Origin of the sequence: Pseudomonas sp. SDI (assembly GCF_003105155.1) — a bacterium.
GTDB lineage: Bacteria > Pseudomonadota > Gammaproteobacteria > Pseudomonadales > Pseudomonadaceae > Aquipseudomonas.
Genome location: NZ_QETK01000013.1, coordinates 69,047 through 86,559, shown reverse-complemented (window position 1 = coordinate 86,559; position 17,513 = coordinate 69,047). Strand labels below are relative to the sequence as shown.

Genomic DNA, 17,513 nt, shown 5'->3' with positions numbered 1-17,513 from the left:
CCCTTTCAAGGGGCCCTTTTTTATGCCCGCTTACGTCTTGGGCAATGCAGCAATCGCATCCACGGACTCGCGGATCAGCGCTGGCCCCTTATAGATGAAGCCGGAATAGATCTGCACCAGGCTCGCGCCGGCAGCGATCTTCTCGGCCGCGTGCTTGCCTTCGGTGATCCCACCTGCGGCAATGATCGGCATTTTCCCGGCCAGCTCTCCGGCCAGCACACGTACGGTGTTGGTACTCTTCTCGCGCACCGGGGCACCCGACAGGCCACCTGCCTCGTCGCCGTATGGCAGGCCTTCGACACCTTCACGGCTGAGCGTGGTGTTGGTGGCGATTACCGCATCCATACCGGTTTCGAGCAACGCAGCGGCAACCAGCGCGGTTTCTTCATCGGTCATGTCCGGGGCAATCTTGATCGCCAGCGGCACGCGCTTGCGGTGCTCGCCGGCCAGCTGCTCGCGGCGCACCGCCAGCGCATCCAACAGTTGCTTGAGCGAGTCGCCGAACTGCAGGCTGCGCAGGCCCGGAGTGTTCGGCGAACTGACGTTGACAGTGATATAGCTGGCCTGGTCATAGACCTTGTTCAGGCAGATCAGGTAATCGTCCACCGCATTTTCGACTGGCGTATCGAAGTTCTTGCCGATGTTGATCCCCAGCACACCCTTATAGCTCGCTGCGCGCACGCGCTGGAGCAGGTTGTCGACACCGAGGTTGTTGAAGCCCATACGATTGATGATCGCGGTGGCTTCCGGCAGGCGGAAAATGCGCGGCTTCGGATTGCCCGGCTGCGGGCGCGGGGTCACCGTGCCTATCTCGACAAAGCCGAAGCCCAGCTGGGCAAAGCCGTCGATGGCCGCGCCATTCTTGTCCAGGCCCGCGGCCAGCCCAACCGGGTTGGGGAACTGCAGCCCCATCACCGTCACCGGCAACTGGGCCGGGGCTTTGACCAACAGCCCGTTGAGGCCCAGACGGCCACCGGCACCGATCAGGTCCAGCGACAGGTCGTGGGAGGTTTCCGGGGACAGTTTGAACAGCAGCTGGCGGGCCAGGGTATACATGGGCGGGCTTAGCTCGAGGTTGGAGAGGCAGCGATTATAGCGGCGCTGCCCTGCCGAAGACAGGCCCGCATAAATCGCAGGCAAAGAAAAGCCCGGCCGAAGCCGGGCTTTTCTGGAGCATCAGACCAATTACTTGGCTTGAGCTTCTACTTGAGCTTCTACGCGACGGTTAACAGCGCGACCAGCTTCGGTGGCGTTGTCAGCAACCGGACGGGTTTCACCGTAGCCAACCGACTGAACGCGGTTCGACTCAACACCGTACTGGTTGGTCAGAACTTGCTTAACGGCGCTAGCGCGACGCTCGGACAGCTTCTGGTTGTAAGCGTCAGGACCGACGGAGTCAGTGTGACCTTCAACAGTAGTGGTGGTTTGTGGGTACTGCTTCATGAAGTCAGCCAGGTTCTTGATGTCACCGTAGCTGTTTGGCTTGACGACCGACTTGTCGAAGTCGAATTTGACGTCCAGCTCAACACGAACGACTTCAGCAACTGCCGGGCAGCCATCCGCATCAACGGTAACGTTGGCTGGGGTGTCTGGGCACTTGTCGACGTTGTCGCAAACGCCGTCGTTGTCGCTGTCGGAGCAGACTTCAGCTACTGGCGCTGGAGCAACTTCAGCTTTCTTCGGGCTACCGCCGAAGTTCAGGCCGATACCGACGCTTGGAGCCCACTCGGTGTCGCCTTGGTCGATGTTGTACTGCGCTTCAACGCCGGCACGGGCGTAGAACATGTCAGTGATGTACCACTTGGCGCCAGCGCCCAGGTTGGCGAAGGTGGAACCGTTACGACCACCACGGCCGGTCTGGCCGATGCTCTGGTCCGAGAAACCAGCGGATACGTACGGACGCAGGGCGTCGCCTGGGTTGTTGAAGTGGTACAGAGCGTCCAGGGCGGTGTTCGAGCCCTTGATGTTCTTGCCATCTTCGCCACGAGCGTTGTGAACTTCGTCGTAGCCCAGACGCAGTTCGACGTCGTCGGTCAGGAAGTAACCAACCGAACCACCGAACAGGTTGCCGTCGTTTTTGAAGTCGCGCTGGCTGTCGAAGAACTCTTTCTTGTAGAAGCCTTCGACCTCGACCGCGCCTTGGCCTTGTGCCAGAGCGCCGAACGAAGTAGCGGCAATCAGAGAACCAATGGCCAAGCCCAAGGTGTTTTTCAATTTCATCCGTTAAATCCCCATCTGGTGATTGTTAAGCAGTCCCACCAAATCCGGGGGACAACTCGCCGGCAAGTTTAGCAGAACTAGCCGGTACGTTAGAGAATTTTGCGACAGACTAAGTTTCAATCTGGCCCGCAAATTTCTCGCGTAGCTTGTCTAGCGCACGCTTGTAGCGCATTTTCGTGGCGCTCAAGCCCATGTGCATGATGTCGGCGATCTCCTGAAACTCCAATTCTGCGACAAATCGTAGCACCAGAATTTCACGGTCGATGGGGTTCACATGAACCAGCCATCTGTCCAGCCCACCCTTCTCTTCCGGTTTCGGCGCCTTCTCTTCAGAGGCCTCCTCGAGCGGATCGAGACTGAGGGCGTCCATCAACCGACGCTTGCGTCGCTCCTTGCGGTATTGGGTAATGCATTCGTTGTAGGTGATGCTGTAGAGCCAGGTTTTGAACTTCGATTTACCCTCGAAGTTCTTCAGGCCATACAGCACCTTCAGCATTACCTCCTGACAGACATCGTCAGCATCCCGATCGTTCCCCAAATAACGTGAACACACGTTAAAAAGGGTCCGTTGGTAGCGCCGCATGAGTTCTTCATACGCGCGGGTCACATGAAAAAGCTCCTCATGCGAACGCGCCACCAACTCCTCATCAGTGAGCTCGCGGGGGTCGTAACGCATGGGCAGCGAGTGAACTTTATTCAAAACAAATCTGGCCGACAGTCAGGTCATCGTCGCCGCTCGCCCTGCCTGGGCAATTTTGCGGCGGCATACATTAGCAGGATTTGCCCGGTTAGCGGCTATTGACCTGCTTCTCCAGCAAGATTCGATTGGACAGCGAAACCAATTCGCCATCATCGGTCAGCACAGTGGTCTTCACCGTACCGATCTCCTCGATCTGCCCTTCGACCTCGCCAATCTGCACATATTGGCCAACCTGGTAGAGTTCACGCACGTAAATTCCGGCCAGGATCTGCCCGGCGATTTCTCGGCTCCCGAGGCCCATGGCCAGCGCAACGGCCAGACCAACGGTAATCAAACCGATGACAATTACATGGTTCAGCAGGTCGGTTTTGACCTCCAACTGGCTGATTGCCACCGAGATGCTGATGATAATGACCAGACCCTGGGCAATACGCCCGAGGCCTGCCGCATACTCCAGACCAATGCCTTCGGCTGCACCCCGTACCAGACCATTGGCCACTTGCGCCAGCAACACACCACAGAGCAGCACCAGGGCTGCACCGAACACTTTTGGCAGGTACAGGGCAAGCATGTCGAGGGTCGCGGAAACCCGCTCCAGGCCCAGCGATTCAGCGGCCGAGACGAGGAAGATCAGCAGCACGAACCAGTAGACGATCTTGCCGATCAGGGTCGAAATCGGCACCTGAATGCCAACCCGGCTGAGCATCTTGGTCAGCCCGGTGCCCCCCATCAGGCGGTCCAGGCCAAGTTTGGCGAGCAGTTTCGACAGCAGGGTGTCGAGTAGCTTGGCCACCACGAAACCGAGCAATACCACCACCAGGGCGCCGAACAGATTGGGGATGAAGTTCGCTACCTTGGTCCACAACGCAGTCATTGCAGCGACCAGACTCTGGGTCCAGAGATCAAGTTCCATATTCAATCAGCCTTATCAGCTTTACGGGCAGAAGCAGTTCGGCGAACCGGCGCGACATGCGCCGAGCCATTGTTCACGGCGATCATCAAGGCCTGGCTCCAACGGCCCAGCAACTTGAACAGATCACCTGCGCCAACCTGACGATTGGCGGTTTTCAGGACACGCCCCAGGCAAGCATCGTCGTCGCGCTCATGGCCGGACGACGATGACTTGAGCATGTCCCGCAGGGATTCTTCAAACGGATCGTGCATGTGCACCTCGCGCAATGTCTGTAAAAGACGAGACCGTCGCACAACGGGTCACATGCAAGGCCAATACGGGCAACTTCACTGAACGCACCAACACCCCCTTCATACCCAGCGCAGGCGGCGAAACAGCCACCACTGCCCAAGCGCCAGGGCCAGCACCAGCAAGCTGGCAAAGAGGAAGCCATAGGGGCTGTCCGAGCCAGGGATACCGCCGACGTTGATGCCGAGCAGCCCGGTCACGAAGCTCATCGGCAGGAAAATGCAGGTAATGATACCGAAACGGTACATGGTCCGGTTCATCCGCTGGCTCAGGCGCCGATCCTCGCTTTCCAGCACCAGTGCAACCCGCTCGCGGGTCAGCTCCAGCTCTTCGAGGTAGCGGATCAGGCTGTTGTTCAGCTCGTTCCAGTAATCGGCATCGTCTTCGACGAACCACGGCCATTTGTTGCGCGCCAACTGCGCATAGATTTCCCGCTGCGGTGCGAGAAATCGGCGCAAGCCGGCTGCACGACGGCGAATTTGTTGCAGGTCGTCGTGCTCGGGGGTGTACCGCTCGTCGGTTTCTTGCTTTTCTTCCTCGGCATCGACCACTTCGGAGAGGTCCGAGACCAGCGCCTGGACCTTTTCCGTGAGCAGTTGGGCGAGCGTCAGCAGCAGTTCCGAAGCGGTTTTCGGCCCGCGGCCCTCCTCCAACTGCTGCAACAGTTCGTCAGTGGCACGCAACGGCCGCAAACGCAGCGAAATCACCCGTTGCGCCTGGGCAAAGATGCGTACCGAGACCATGTCTTCGGGCTCGGCACCCGGATTGAGGTTGACCCCACGCAAGAACAGCAGCATTTGTGCATCCGGCAGCGGCAATAGCCGCGGCCGGGTGTTCTCTTCAAGCAACAGGTCGCAGGCAAATTCATTCAACCCGCTGTCCTGGCGCAGCCAGGTACGGGTTTGCGGGTGACTGCGGTCCCAGTGCAGCCAGAGGCTTTCCTCCGCCTGCAGGACCAAGGCGTCCAGCTCCGTTCGAGCGATCGAGCGCGCGCCACCCTTGCCATCCAGCACCAGCGCATGCACCAGCCCCCATTGCGCGTTGTCTTCCTCGAACATCCCTACTCCAGTCGATGTATTCAGCGCTTACTCGGGCATTTTCAGCGGACTTGGCGAGACAATCACGCCATTGTTGTCGGCATAGACATATTCGCCCGGACGGAACGTCACACCGGCGAAGGTGACCACCACGTTGAGGTCGCCGATACCGCGCTTGTCGGTTTTCATCGGGTGGCTGGCCAATGCCTGCACGCCGACGTCAGTTTGGGCAAGGACGTCGACATCACGCACACAGCCATAGATCAGCAGGCCTTCCCAGCCATTCTTGGCGGCTTTTTCAGCGAGCATGTCGCCCAGCAGCGCACGGCGCAACGAACCACCGCCATCGACCACCAGCACTTTGCCCTTGCCATCCAGGTCAACCTGCTCCTTGACCAGCGAGTTGTCCTCGAAGCACTTGATGGTGACGATTTCACCACCGAACGAATCGCGACCACCGAAGTTGCTGAACATGGGCTCGAGTACGGTTACCAGCTCAGGGTAGGCGTCGCAGAGATCGGGCGTGAGGTAATGCATGGGAAACTCCTGTCGATGGGCAAGAAAATGCAAGTCGGATTTCACACGTTCATTGAAGTGACGAAGCTTGGCGCGGCAGTTTTAGCCAAGGCTACACGTCGATACCGATGCGGTCACCTTCATAGGCCAAGGCAATCACTCTCAGGCTGTTGCAGCCGGGTTGCAAAGCCTGGCCATCCGGCAGGCTGAAGGCGAAGCCGTGACGCGCACAACGCAGCACATTGCCCTGCACGCTCCCCAGGCTCAAGGCCACGCCCTGATGCGGGCAACGGTCGACGATCAGCAGCGGCTGATTGTCCAGCACCAGCAGCAACAGCTGCTGGCCATTGACCTGGAAGGTACGGCGGTAGCCCTCCTGCAGATTGATCAGCCGCTCAAGTGCAACGAACATAAGTTATGGCTCAAAAACCAAAAATGACCAAAATCACGACAATCGTCACATCTTAACCGTTAGCCGGCTCTGGCGAAATGCCTCGGACCTCTTCGCGCGGGATCATCGCCTGCGGATCGCGTAGCCAGCGCTCGACCAACGGCCACACTTGCGTCTGCGCCGCCTTGCTGACCAGCATGTCGACATGGCCGAAATTGTCGAAGCCCTCTTCGCGCCCCAGGCGCAGGAAGCACTTCTGCTCGCCGCCCAATTGCTCGAACAGCTTGCGACAGGCCCACACCGGGTCCTGATGATCACCGGCACCGGCCACGGCCAGTACCGGCAGTTGCACCTCGGCGAGCCCGGCCCACCAGTCGCGCTGCTTGTCGCCAAAGCGCCCGAACAGGCCAAACCAGCGCATGCTTTCCAGCGCCAGGCCAATCGGCTCGTCCTCCGGGCCGCGCTTGAGCCGCGAGCCGGAAATATGCGCAAAGCGCTTGAGCAACAGGCGTCCGCTCCACTCCACGGGTGGGATTTTCAGCGGCCAGTAGGTACGACTGACCTGGGTGCCAAAGAACGCCGCGCTGGCCACCTGAGACGGCTCCAGGTACTGCCCGCCAAGCGCCGCAGCCAGGGTCGTACCACCCAACGAGTGACCGAGCCAGTGCGGCGCCTGCCCGGCCTGTTCGCAAACAAACGCGGCGATGGCCGGCAGGTCGTAGCGGGCATAGTCGGCCACACGGTTGTGGCGATACTCGCGGTTGCGCGGCGACAGGCCGTGCCCGCGCATCTCCGGAATCCACACGTCGAAGCCGGCCCGCGCCAGGTGCGCGCCCAGGCCGATACCCCGGGGCGAGAACCAGAAGCGCCGGTTGGAAAAACTGCCGTGCAGCAAGATCACCGGCGTGCCACGGACCTCAACCTGATCGGCCATGCCCAGGCGGGTCAGCGCCAGCTCCACGGTACGGTCGGGGCTGTTGCCGGCCTTCAGGCGATAGACGTCTTCGCTGAGGTCACCGCGACGCTCGGCACTGAGCAGGGCGACGGGAAAAAGGGTACTGCTGCTTTGCATAGTGTTCTTGCACAAAAAAGGGCGAGGCCCATCACTGGATCACGCCCTGAATAATACCGGCGAATCGACTGCCGGGCACATTCTGGCCGGCAGCCGTTCGCTTCACAGGATCAGGCTGCGCCTTGGCCTTCGGCCAGGAAGAACCAGGTTTCGAGGACCGAATCCGGGTTCAGCGAGACGCTTTCGATGCCTTGTTCCATCAGCCATTTGGCCAGGTCCGGGTGGTCCGAAGGGCCCTGACCGCAGATACCGATGTACTTGCCAGCCTTGTTACAGGCCTGGATGGCGTTGGCCAGCAGCTTTTTCACCGCCGGGTTACGCTCGTCGAACAGGTGCGCGATGATCCCGGAGTCGCGGTCAAGGCCCAGGGTCAGCTGGGTCAGGTCGTTGGAACCGATAGAGAAGCCGTCGAAATACTCGAGGAACTCGTCGGCGAGGATCGCGTTGGATGGCAGCTCGCACATCATGATCACGCGCAGGCCATTGACGCCACGCCCCAGGCCGTTTTCGGCAAGCAGGTCGACCACCTGGCTGGCCTCGCCCAGGGTGCGCACGAACGGCACCATGATCTCGACGTTGGTCAGGCCCATTTCGTCGCGTACGCGCTTGAGTGCACGGCACTCCAGCTCGAAGCAGTCACGGAACGATTCGCTGATGTAGCGCGAAGCGCCACGGAAGCCGAGCATCGGGTTTTCTTCTTCCGGCTCGTAGAGCTTGCCACCGATCAAGTTGGCGTATTCGTTGGACTTGAAGTCCGACAGACGCACGATGACCTTCTTCGGCCAGAACGCGGCGGCCAGGGTGCTGATGCCCTCGACCAGTTTCTCGACGTAGAAGCCAACCGGATCGTTGTAGCCGGCAATGCGCTTGTCGACGCTTTCTTTCAGCTCTGGCGGCAGGCCCGCGTAGTTCAGCAGTGCCTTAGGGTGCACGCCGATCATGCGGTTGATGATGAACTCCAGTCGCGCCAGGCCAACACCGGCGTTGGGCAACTGGGCAAAGTCGAACGCGCGGTCCGGGTTGCCGACGTTCATCATGATCTTGAACGGCAGGTCTGGCATGGCATCGACCGAATTCTGGCGGATGTCGAAGCCCAGCTCGCCTTCGAAGATGAAGCCGGTGTCGCCCTCGGCACAGGATACGGTAACGCCCTGGCCGTCTTTCAGCACCTGGGTGGCATTGCCGCAACCGACCACGGCCGGGATGCCCAGCTCACGGGCGATGATCGCCGCATGGCAGGTACGCCCGCCACGGTTGGTGACGATGGCGCTGGCGCGCTTCATGATCGGCTCCCAGTCCGGGTCGGTCATGTCGGAAACCAGTACGTCGCCCGGCTGGACCTTGTCCATTTCGGCGATGTCGTTGATGACCCGCACCTTGCCGGCGCCGATACGCTGGCCAATGGCGCGCCCTTCGACCAGCACGGTGCCGGTTTCCTTGAGCAGGTAACGCTCCATGACATTGGCACTGGAGCGGCTCTTCACGGTTTCCGGGCGGGCCTGCACGATGTACAGCTTGCCGTCGTCACCGTCTTTGGCCCACTCGATGTCCATCGGCCGCTGGTAGTGCTTCTCGATGATCATCGCCTGCTTGGCCAGTTCGTTGACCTCGGCATCGCTCAGGCAGAAACGTGCGCGCTCGGCGCGCTCGACGTCGACCACCTTGACCGAACGACCGGCCTTGGCTTCTTCGCCGTAGATCATCTTGATCGCTTTGCTACCCAGGTTGCGGCGCAGGATCGCCGGACGGCCGGCTTCCAGGGTTTGCTTGTGGACGTAGAACTCGTCCGGGTTGACCGCGCCCTGCACGACGGTTTCACCCAGGCCGTAGGCGCCGGTAATGAATACCACGTCACGGAAGCCCGATTCGGTGTCGAGGGTGAACATCACGCCGGCGGTGCCGGTTTCCGAGCGAACCATGCGCTGCACGCCAGCCGACAGGGCGACCAGCTTGTGGTCGAAGCCCTGGTGCACGCGGTAGGCAATGGCGCGGTCGTTGAACAGCGAGGCGAAGACTTCCTTGGCCGCGCGAATCACGTTGTCCACGCCACGGATGTTCAGGAAGGTCTCTTGCTGGCCGGCGAACGAGGCATCCGGCAGGTCTTCGGCGGTGGCCGAAGAGCGCACGGCCACGGCCATGTTCGGGTTGCCCTGGGACATTTCGGCGAAGGCGCTGCGGATTTCCGCGTCCAGCCGTGCCGGGAACTCGGCGTCCATGACCCACTGACGGATCTGGGCACCGGTTTTGACCAGGGCATTGACATCGTCCACGTCCAGCGCGTCGAGCGCCGCATGGATCTGCTCGTTCAGCCCGCTCTGCTCGAGAAAGTCACGGTACGCCTGAGCCGTAGTGGCAAAGCCGCCGGGAACCGATACACCGGCGCCCGCGAGGTTACTGATCATCTCGCCGAGGGATGCGTTCTTGCCCCCCACATGCTCTACATCATGGACGCCGAGCTTATCGAGGGAAACTACGTACTCTACCAAGGTGATCTCTCCACTAACTGTATTGGAAAAGCTCAGGACGCCGGCGTATCCCTGGGGGACCGTCCGGGCGCTTGTGGCCTGGACCTGGAAAATAAGTGAGAATGCCGAGCATGCTCGTTCGGCAAACCGAACGTATCATATCCAAGATTCGTCACCAGCTTAAGGCCCATGGCGCAAATGAAACGATCTGCTTTCTTTATTTCCGACGGCACCGGCATCACGGCCGAGACCCTCGGGCAAAGCCTGTTAGCGCAGTTCGAGAACATTCCGTTCAACAAATTCACGAAGCCGTATATCGACACCGTGGACAAAGCGCGCGTCATGGTACAACAAATCAATGCCGCCGCTGAACGGGACGGCGCCCGCCCGATCATCTTCGATACCATCGTCAACCAGGACATTCGCGAGATCCTGGCGACCTCCAATGGCTTCATGATCGACATCTTCTCGACCTTTCTGGCGCCGCTGGAACAGGAGCTGACCGCACACTCCTCGTATTCGGTGGGTAAATCCCATTCGATCGGCGGCAACTCCAATTACATGGAACGGATCGAGGCGGTCAACTTTGCCTTGGACAACGACGACGGTGCGCGCACCCACTATTACGACAAGGCCGACCTGATTCTGGTCGGCGTGTCGCGTTGCGGCAAGACCCCGACCTGTCTGTACATGGCCATGCAGTTCGGCATTCGCGCGGCCAACTACCCGCTGACCGAAGACGACATGGAGCGCCTGCAACTGCCGTCGGCGCTGCGCAATCACAAGCACAAGCTGTTCGGCCTGACCATCGACCCGGACCGGCTCACCGCCATCCGCCATGAGCGCAAGCCCAACAGCCGCTATGCCAGCTTTGCCCAGTGCGAGTTCGAAGTGCGCGAAGTAGAGAACCTGTTCCGCCGCGAGAACATTGCGCATATCAATTCCACGCATTTCTCGGTGGAAGAGATTTCCGCGAAGATCCTCGTGGAAAAAGGCGTGGAGCGCCGCTTCAAGTAAGGCTTGCGGAGCTCATCGCGCAGGCAGCATTGCTGCCCGCCTGTAAAGAAAAAAGCCCCGGCGGTTACCCCCGGGGCTTTCTTCATTCAGCGCAGACTCAGGACGGCACGACCGCCGCCTGACCACTCATTGCCAGGTCCACCAGCTCGCGGTTTGCCACCGCGTACATGGCATAGTCGGTGCCGGTTGCCGCGCGCAGCTCGTCGAGCATGGCGCGCCAGCGCTCGACCATGACCCGATGCTGATCCAGCCACAGGGCCACCCGCGCATCCATGTCCTGCGGTGCATCGACCATCTGCAGTACCGAGATGGTAATCGCCCGTTGCTGCAGGTCGATATCATCGCGGAACGCCTCGCGGGCCAACGCCTGCCAGTTGTTTTCCACCGGCAGGTTGCTGATTTCCTGCAGGTACCAGGTCAGGTCCAGCGCGCTGCCCACGGCGAAGAACGCCTTGGCCACTTCGGCCGGGTCCTGACCGGTAACGTCGGACGCCTCGATGATCGGCAACAGCGTGTACAGGTGCGTGGTCCCGGCCACCATGCGCGCCAGCAACTCGGGCACACCGGCTTCGACAAAGCCCTGATAGCGGGTCTGCCAGCGCTCACGGGTCGGTCCTTCGAGCAGTTCGTCGAGCTTGAGCCCCAGCGCAGCGATCTTCGGCCCGAAATGCGCCACGTCACGCCCGGCATCCTGCTCGTTGCGGCGGCTGCGCAGGAACCAGCGGGTAGCCCGGCGACCCAGGCGCATCAGCTCGTCCATCAGCGTCAGTTGCACTTCCGCCGGCACCTGGTAGTCCAGCGCCTCGATCTGACGGAACCAGTGCGGCAGGTGGAAGATGTCGCGCACGATCACATAAGCCCCGGCCACGTTCGCCGGGCTCATGCCGGTGGACTCTTTCAGGCGCTGGACGAAGGTGATGCCCATGTTGTTGACCAGGTCGTTGGCGATCTGCGTGCTGACGATTTCGCGCTTCAGCCGGTGGCGGCGCATAGCCTCGGCAAACTTGCTGACCAGTGACGGCGGGAACGCGGTTTCCATGTCCCGGGTCAGGTAGTCGTCGTCCGGCACCAGCGACTTGAGCAGTGCTTCCTTGAGGTCGATCTTGCTGTAGGAGATCAATACCGACAATTCGGCCCGGGTCAGGCCCTGGTTGGCGGCCAGACGTTCGACCAGTTGCTCCTCGGTTGGCAGGAACTCGATGGCGCGGTCCAGCTTGCCACGGCTTTCCAGGTCGGCCATCAGCCGCTTGTACTCGGCAATCCGCTCACGCGCCCGACGGGCGGCCAGCGACAGTGCCTGGGTTTGCTTGTAGTTGTTGCCGAGGACCAGACCGGCCACTTCGTCGGTCATGCTGCCGAGCAACTGGTTGCGCTGCTTCTCGGTCATGTCGCCGGCCTGCACCACTTCGTTGAGCAGGATCTTGATGTTGACCTCGTGGTCGGAGCAGTCGACGCCACCGGCGTTGTCGATGAAGTCGGTGTTGGTGGCGCCACCATTGAGGCCAAACTCGACCCGACCCAGCTGGGTCATGCCGAGGTTGCCGCCCTCGCCTACCACCTTGCAGCGCAGCTCGTTGCCGTTCACTCGCAGCGCGTCGTTGGCCTTGTCGCCGACGTCGGCATGGGTTTCGTCGCTGGATTTGACGTAGGTGCCGATACCGCCGTTCCACAGCAGGTCAACCGGTGCCTTGAGCAGTGCATTGAGCAGCTCGGTCGGGGTCAGCTTGTCGGCCTCGATGGCAAAGCGTTCTTTCATCTGCGGGCTGATGGCGATGCTCTTCGCGCTACGCGAGAAGATCCCGCCGCCCTCGGACATGATGCTGGTGTCGTAGTCGCTCCAGGCCGAGCGTGGCAGATCGAACAGGCGCTGGCGCTCGGCGAAACTGCTGGCCGGCTCCGGATTCGGGTCGATGAAGATGTGCAGGTGGTTGAACGCAGCCACCAGTTGCAGCTTGTCGGACATCAGCAGGCCGTTACCGAACACGTCGCCGGCCATGTCGCCGACGCCGACCACGGTAATGCTGTCCTGCTGGACGTTGATGCCGCGCTCGCGGAAGTGCCGCTGCACGCCAACCCAGGCGCCACGCGCGGTAATCCCCATCTTCTTGTGGTCATAACCGGCCGAGCCGCCGGAAGCGAAGGCGTCGCCGAGCCAGAAGCCGTAGTCGATGGCGATGCCGTTGGCGATGTCGGAGAAGGTTGCGGTGCCTTTGTCGGCCGCCACCACCAGGTACGGGTCGTCTTCATCGTGACGCACCACGTTGGCCGGTGGCACCACGCCACCGTCCTTGAGGTTGTCAGTGATGTCGAGCAGGCCGGAAATGAAGATCCGGTAGCAGGCGATGCCTTCGGCCTGGATCTCGTCGCGACCGCCGCCCAGCGGCAACCGACGCGGCAGGAAGCCGCCCTTGGCACCGACCGGGACGATCACCGAGTTCTTCACCTGCTGGGCCTTGACCAGGCCAAGCACTTCGGTGCGGAAATCTTCTTCACGGTCCGACCAGCGCAGGCCACCACGGGCCACATTGCCGAAGCGCAGGTGCACACCTTCGACACGCGGCGAGTAGACGAAGATCTCGAACTTAGGTACCGGTTTCGGCAGCTCGGGAATCAGCTTGGGGTTGAACTTGAAGCTGAAGTACGACTTGGCGTGGCCCTGGGCATCCGGCTGGTAGAAGTTGGTACGCAGGGTGGCCTTGATCAGGTCCAGGTAGCGCCGCAGGATGCGGTCTTCGTTGAGCACCTGCACGTCGTCCAGGGCGCTGAGGATGGCTTGTTCCAGACGCTGCTGCTTGTCGTCGAGGTCTTCGACGGTGAGCTTGCGTGCCAGGTAGAAGCGCGTCTTGAACAACCGGGTCAGTTCGCGGGCGATGTCGGTGTGGTTGTTCAGGGTGCTGGCAATGTACCCCAGGTCGAAGCCCAGGCGGATCTGCTTGAGGTAGCGGGCATAGGCGCGCAGCAGCGCGACATCGCGCCATGGCAGGCCGGCGGTCAGCACCAGGCGGTTGAATGCATCGTTCTCGGCATCGCCGTTGACGATATGCACGAAGGCGTCCTGCAGGGTGTCGTTGAGCTGCTGGATGTCCAGGTTCAGCCCTTCGCTGTAGGTGAAGGCGAAGTCGTGAATCCAGAACTCGCGGCCGTTGGCGTGGCGCAGGCGATACGGGAACTCGCCGAGCACGCGCAGGCCGAGGTTTTCCAGGATCGGCAGCACGTCGGACAGTGCCAGCGGGGTATCGGCGTGGTACAGCTTGCAGTGCAGCGTGCGCTCACCGGCCTGGGTCAGCGGCTGGTAGAAGCTCATGACCAGCGGCTTGCGCTCGGACAGGGTCAGCAGGTGCTGCATGTCGACCACTGCCGAGTGCGCAGCGAAGCGCTCGCGGTAGCCGGCCGGGAAGCCTTTCGGGAAGTCGGCCAGGACGTTGGTGCCCTGGGCTTCGCCGAAGCTTTCGACGGTCAGGCTGGCAAAGTCGTCCTGCCACGAACGGCAGGCCTGGATGACTTCGTTCTCCAGCTGTTTCGGGTCGATTTCGATGCGGTTTTTCGGGTCGACCCGCAGGATCAACTGCACGCGGGCCAATACCGACTCGGAGAAGAAGGTCCAGAACTCGCAGTCACTGGCCTTCAGGCGCTCCATCAGCACCTGCTGGATCTTCTGCCGCACTTCGGTGGAGTAGATATCGCGCGGCACATAGGCCAGGCAGTAGCAGAAGCGACCGTACGGATCCTTGCGCAGGAACACGCGGATCTTGTTGCGCTCCTGGATCTGCACGATCGACATCACGGTGCTGAACAGTTCGTCGACCGGGGTCTGGAACAGGTCGTCGCGCGGCAACACTTCGAGGACCTGGGCCAGTTCTTTACCCAGGTGGGCCTTGGCATCGAAGCCCGAGCGGCGCTCGACTTCGGCGACCTTGCCACGAATGTAGGGGATTTCACGCACGCTCTCGCCGTACACCGACGAGGTGTACAGGCCCATGAAGCGGCATTCCTTGACCACCTTGCCGTCGGCGTCGAGCTGGCGAATCGACACGTAGTCCGGGTAGGCCGGGCGGTGCACACGGCTTGGGTGCGCGGCCTTGGCAAAGGACAGCAGCAGCGGTTCGTGCAGGTAATTGACGGCGTACTCTTCAATACGCAGGTCGTCCGGCGTCAGGCCGGCACGCAGCAGGCGGGTGAGGCCGAGGAACGACTGCTCGTCGTAGGCCAGTTGACCTCCGCCGGCCTCGCCCTGGACCACGAACTCTTCGTAACCGAGGAAGGTGAAGTGGTTCCCCACCAGCCACTCGAGGAAGCTCTTGACCTCGGCTTTCTCGCCCTGTGCCTGGGCGTATTCGGTCTGGTCGACCAGCGCCAGCAGCTCGCGCACCTTGGCTTTCATCGGCTCGAAGTCGGCGACCGCCACCCGCACCTCGGCCAGCACCTGCTCCAGCTCGCGGGTCAGCAGGTTCAGCTCGGCGGTGTTGGCACAGCGGTCGATCTCCAGGTACATCAGCGACTCTTGCAGTACGCCGTCGCCCTGGGTGCCCTTGGGCAGGATCTCCAGCAGTTCGCCGGTGGCCCCGCGACGCACGCTGAGCACGGTGGTCTGCAGGGTATGGATGCTGTAGCCGCGGCGGTTCAGCTCGGTGCGGACCGAGTCGACCAGAAACGGCAGGTCATGGTGCAGGACTTCCACAGCGGTGTGGGTCGACTGCCAGCCATGACGCTCGTAATCGGGGTTGTAAACGCGTACTTGCGGGACGGCGTGGTCGAAACGCTCGATGATACGCCAGGCAGAGAGGGTGCAACCGGCCAGGTCCGAGAGGCGGCGCTGGGTGAGTTCGTCCAGAGAGATGATGCCGAAGAACTGTTCGGCGAACAGCGCCACTTGTGGCAGTGCCTGTTCGCTGATGTGCTGCGCCAGGGCCGCTTGCAGTTGATGCTGGAAGTCGGCTTTGCTGGCTGCGGTGAAGAACGCCATCTGTGGTACTCCGCTTGGGCTTTATTATTGAGGAAGCGTCGCGCGTGTCCGCCGTGCTCGGATCAACGATAGCCAACCCGCAGCCGGAAGACGGTAAAACCTGTAAGAACGGATGTGGACCAAGCCCAGTACGTACCGTTCCACGCAATGGCCATCTGCAAAAACGACTGCCGCCAAGTGGGCTGGGTCTTTACGGGTGACCATCGACAGCGCAGCTTAACGACTGCCCGGTCACCGCTGCTTGCGGCGCTGCGACATATTCGGTCATTGACGGGCAACCGGCGATTTATCCCACCGCCCAAGACTGGCACACTGACGTTTCAATTCGCCTGTCGAGATTTCCATGCAACTGAAAACCGCCCTGCTCTTCGCCAACCCTTGCGACGACGAAGAAGACAACATGGCCACCCTGTGCTGCCACAGCGACAGCGGTCAGATGTTCCTCATGACCCGTTACCCGGACGAGGACACGGTGGACATCACCCTGGACGATGAACCGTCCACCCTCGATGGCCTCAAAGTCACCCTGAGCGCCAACCGCCTGCTGATCGAGATCGCCGCTGCCGACGCCGACGCGCTGCACGGCGACGATCATCTGGAAATCCTCCTGACCAGCGCGGGCAGCGACCTCGACGAAATCGAGGAAACCCTGCAGAACATCCTCAAAGGCACTGGCACCTACATCCGCGCGTTGTAACAGGAGCGATACATGACCCGGCCGATCTTCGACGCCCACTGCCACATCGTCGACCCGCGCTTCCCGTTGGTCGCCAACCATGGCTTCGTGCCCGCGCCGTTCAGCGTCGAGGACTACCTGACGGCGGTCGCGCCGCTGGGCGTACAAGGTGGCGCAGTGGTGTCGGGCTCGTTCCAGGCCTTCGACCAGACTTACCTGCTGGCCGCGCTAGAACGCCTGGGCCCGCAGTTCGTCGGGGTGACCCAGGTGCCGGCCGAGATCGGCGATACCGCGTTGCTGCAACTGGACGCCGCCGGCGTGCGCGCCGTGCGCTTCAACCTCAAGCGCGGCGGCTCGGAACAGATCGATCAGCTCGAGCGCATGGCTCGTCGGGTGCATGAGCTGGCCGGCTGGCATGTCGAGCTGTATGTCGATTCGCGCGAACTGGGCGAGCTGCACAACCTGCTCGAACGCCTGCCGGCGGTCAGCATCGACCACCTCGGGCTGCGCCGCGAAGGGTTGCCGCAGTTGCTGCAACTGGCCGAAGCCGGCGTGCGGATCAAGGCCTGCGGCTTTGGCCGGGTCGACTTCGACGTCGCCGCCGCACTGCGCGACATCGAAGCCGCCAACCCGCATGCATTGATGTTCGGTAGCGACTTGCCGTCCACCCGCGCACCGCGCCCGTTTGCCGCCAGCGACCTCGAACTGATCGATGCCACCCTCGGCAGCGAAGCCGCCGAGCGGGCACTGTGGCGCAACGCCTGGGCATTTTATCGCTGCGGCTAAGGCTCGACTTGCGCACCCTGCCTACGGCAACAACACTGCAGGCAGGCACACTGCACAGGGTTCGCGACGATGCGCACATGGCTGGCAAGGTTCAATCGCCTGCTCGACCTGGGTTTGAACAAGGACGTCTTCGACAACCTCAGAAACCTGCTGATGTGCGCCCTGCTGTTAGCGGCCGGCACCGAGGCGGTGCGCTCGAAGACCCAGCTGTTCCTCGATGTGTTCAGCGCATTGGTGACCGGCTGGGGGCTGATCCTGCTGGCCAGCGTGCTGATGCTGCTGAACATGTTCGACGGCCTGCGCAAGCTGGCCCAAACCCGCCACCACCTTGGCCTGCAGGTGCTGCTGTGCCTGTTCTACGTGATCGTCGCGGTACGCGTGGTGGAGATCGTGTGGAATTTTCGGGCGGCTTGAAAAGGCCTGGGCACGGTAACTTCTCCTACGCCGATTTATTGACAAGCAAGCGCTC

Annotated in this window: 15 protein-coding genes; 4 read left to right on the top strand and 11 right to left on the bottom strand. The window is 61.6% G+C overall.

Translation table 11 applies throughout. From position 1 onward, the window contains the following. Window positions 1-30 precede the first annotated feature (30 nt). From DCO48_RS10985 to ppsA, 10 genes are all read right to left on the bottom strand, one after another. Window positions 31-1,056 carry a quinone-dependent dihydroorotate dehydrogenase gene (locus tag DCO48_RS10985; RefSeq protein ID WP_116550632.1) on the bottom strand — a complete coding sequence of 342 codons (1,026 nt, stop codon included), beginning with the start codon at window positions 1,054-1,056 and terminating at the stop codon, window positions 31-33. Between the two features lie 129 nt (window positions 1,057-1,185). Then, the gene (locus DCO48_RS10980; RefSeq protein WP_116550631.1) at window positions 1,186-2,220 is read right to left on the bottom strand and encodes an OmpA family protein; all 1,035 of its coding nucleotides are present in this window, start codon (window positions 2,218-2,220) and stop codon (window positions 1,186-1,188) included. Window positions 2,221-2,329: 109 nt separating this feature from the next. After that, entirely contained in the window at window positions 2,330-2,896 is a 567-nt protein-coding gene (gene sigX / locus DCO48_RS10975; protein ID WP_116550630.1) for an RNA polymerase sigma factor SigX, read from the bottom strand. Window positions 2,897-3,008: 112 nt separating this feature from the next. After that, entirely contained in the window at window positions 3,009-3,833 is an 825-nt protein-coding gene (locus DCO48_RS10970; protein WP_116550629.1) for a mechanosensitive ion channel domain-containing protein, read from the bottom strand. Window positions 3,834-3,835: 2 nt separating this feature from the next. Further along, window positions 3,836-4,084: a CrfX protein gene (locus tag DCO48_RS10965; RefSeq protein WP_116550628.1), complete on the bottom strand. Its 249-nt coding sequence runs from the start codon at window positions 4,082-4,084 to the stop codon at window positions 3,836-3,838. 99 nt (window positions 4,085-4,183) lie between these two features. Next, entirely contained in the window at window positions 4,184-5,179 is a 996-nt protein-coding gene (locus DCO48_RS10960) for a zinc transporter ZntB (protein ID WP_116550627.1), read from the bottom strand. Between the two features lie 27 nt (window positions 5,180-5,206). Continuing rightward, window positions 5,207-5,695: a ribonuclease E activity regulator RraA gene (rraA, locus tag DCO48_RS10955; RefSeq protein ID WP_116550626.1), complete on the bottom strand. Its 489-nt coding sequence runs from the start codon at window positions 5,693-5,695 to the stop codon at window positions 5,207-5,209. Window positions 5,696-5,786: 91 nt separating this feature from the next. Further along, window positions 5,787-6,086 (bottom strand): Rieske (2Fe-2S) protein, encoded by a 300-nt coding sequence (locus tag DCO48_RS10950; RefSeq protein ID WP_116550625.1) that lies wholly within the window; start codon window positions 6,084-6,086, stop codon window positions 5,787-5,789. A gap of 52 nt (window positions 6,087-6,138) precedes the next feature. Next, window positions 6,139-7,137: an alpha/beta fold hydrolase gene (locus DCO48_RS10945; protein ID WP_116550624.1), complete on the bottom strand. Its 999-nt coding sequence runs from the start codon at window positions 7,135-7,137 to the stop codon at window positions 6,139-6,141. A gap of 110 nt (window positions 7,138-7,247) precedes the next feature. Continuing rightward, window positions 7,248-9,623, bottom strand: a complete 2,376-nt coding sequence (gene ppsA / locus DCO48_RS10940; RefSeq protein ID WP_116550623.1) for a phosphoenolpyruvate synthase — start codon at window positions 9,621-9,623, stop codon at window positions 7,248-7,250. A 177-nt stretch (window positions 9,624-9,800) separates the two neighbouring features. Between ppsA and DCO48_RS10935 the strand changes: the two genes are divergently transcribed. Further along, window positions 9,801-10,619, top strand: coding sequence for a pyruvate, water dikinase regulatory protein (locus DCO48_RS10935; RefSeq protein WP_116550622.1), 819 nt, complete (start codon window positions 9,801-9,803; stop codon window positions 10,617-10,619). A 97-nt stretch (window positions 10,620-10,716) separates the two neighbouring features. Here the strand turns inward: DCO48_RS10935 and DCO48_RS10930 are convergent, their stop codons facing one another. Further along, on the bottom strand, window positions 10,717-15,582 hold the full coding sequence (locus DCO48_RS10930) for an NAD-glutamate dehydrogenase (protein ID WP_116550621.1): 4,866 nt from the start codon (window positions 15,580-15,582) through the stop codon (window positions 10,717-10,719). A 343-nt stretch (window positions 15,583-15,925) separates the two neighbouring features. Between DCO48_RS10930 and DCO48_RS10925 the strand changes: the two genes are divergently transcribed. The 3 genes from DCO48_RS10925 to DCO48_RS10915 all read left to right on the top strand — a co-directional run bounded on the left by DCO48_RS10925 (window position 15,926) and on the right by DCO48_RS10915 (window position 17,458). Then, window positions 15,926-16,279, top strand: a complete 354-nt coding sequence (locus DCO48_RS10925) for a hypothetical protein (protein ID WP_116550620.1) — start codon at window positions 15,926-15,928, stop codon at window positions 16,277-16,279. Between the two features lie 12 nt (window positions 16,280-16,291). Beyond that, on the top strand, window positions 16,292-17,044 hold the full coding sequence (locus DCO48_RS10920) for an amidohydrolase family protein (RefSeq protein WP_116550619.1): 753 nt from the start codon (window positions 16,292-16,294) through the stop codon (window positions 17,042-17,044). A gap of 69 nt (window positions 17,045-17,113) precedes the next feature. Continuing rightward, the gene (locus DCO48_RS10915) at window positions 17,114-17,458 is read left to right on the top strand and encodes a hypothetical protein (protein ID WP_116550618.1); all 345 of its coding nucleotides are present in this window, start codon (window positions 17,114-17,116) and stop codon (window positions 17,456-17,458) included. The last annotated feature ends 55 nt before the right edge of the window (window positions 17,459-17,513 follow it).

Coding starts and splice junctions, on each gene's coding strand:
- DCO48_RS10985 (WP_116550632.1), bottom strand. CDS start 1,056: ATGTATACCCTGGCCCGCCAGCTGCTGTTCAAACTGTCCCCGGAAACC.
- DCO48_RS10980 (WP_116550631.1), bottom strand. CDS start 2,220: ATGAAATTGAAAAACACCTTGGGCTTGGCCATTGGTTCTCTGATTGCC.
- sigX (WP_116550630.1), bottom strand. CDS start 2,896: ATGCGTTACGACCCCCGCGAGCTCACTGATGAGGAGTTGGTGGCGCGT.
- DCO48_RS10970 (WP_116550629.1), bottom strand. CDS start 3,833: ATGGAACTTGATCTCTGGACCCAGAGTCTGGTCGCTGCAATGACTGCG.
- DCO48_RS10965 (WP_116550628.1), bottom strand. CDS start 4,084: ATGCACGATCCGTTTGAAGAATCCCTGCGGGACATGCTCAAGTCATCG.
- DCO48_RS10960 (WP_116550627.1), bottom strand. CDS start 5,179: ATGTTCGAGGAAGACAACGCGCAATGGGGGCTGGTGCATGCGCTGGTG.
- rraA (WP_116550626.1), bottom strand. CDS start 5,695: ATGCATTACCTCACGCCCGATCTCTGCGACGCCTACCCTGAGCTGGTA.
- DCO48_RS10950 (WP_116550625.1), bottom strand. CDS start 6,086: ATGTTCGTTGCACTTGAGCGGCTGATCAATCTGCAGGAGGGCTACCGC.
- DCO48_RS10945 (WP_116550624.1), bottom strand. CDS start 7,137: ATGCAAAGCAGCAGTACCCTTTTTCCCGTCGCCCTGCTCAGTGCCGAG.
- DCO48_RS10935 (WP_116550622.1), top strand. CDS start 9,801: ATGAAACGATCTGCTTTCTTTATTTCCGACGGCACCGGCATCACGGCC.
- DCO48_RS10930 (WP_116550621.1), bottom strand. CDS start 15,582: ATGGCGTTCTTCACCGCAGCCAGCAAAGCCGACTTCCAGCATCAACTG.
- DCO48_RS10925 (WP_116550620.1), top strand. CDS start 15,926: ATGCAACTGAAAACCGCCCTGCTCTTCGCCAACCCTTGCGACGACGAA.
- DCO48_RS10920 (WP_116550619.1), top strand. CDS start 16,292: ATGACCCGGCCGATCTTCGACGCCCACTGCCACATCGTCGACCCGCGC.
- DCO48_RS10915 (WP_116550618.1), top strand. CDS start 17,114: ATGCGCACATGGCTGGCAAGGTTCAATCGCCTGCTCGACCTGGGTTTG.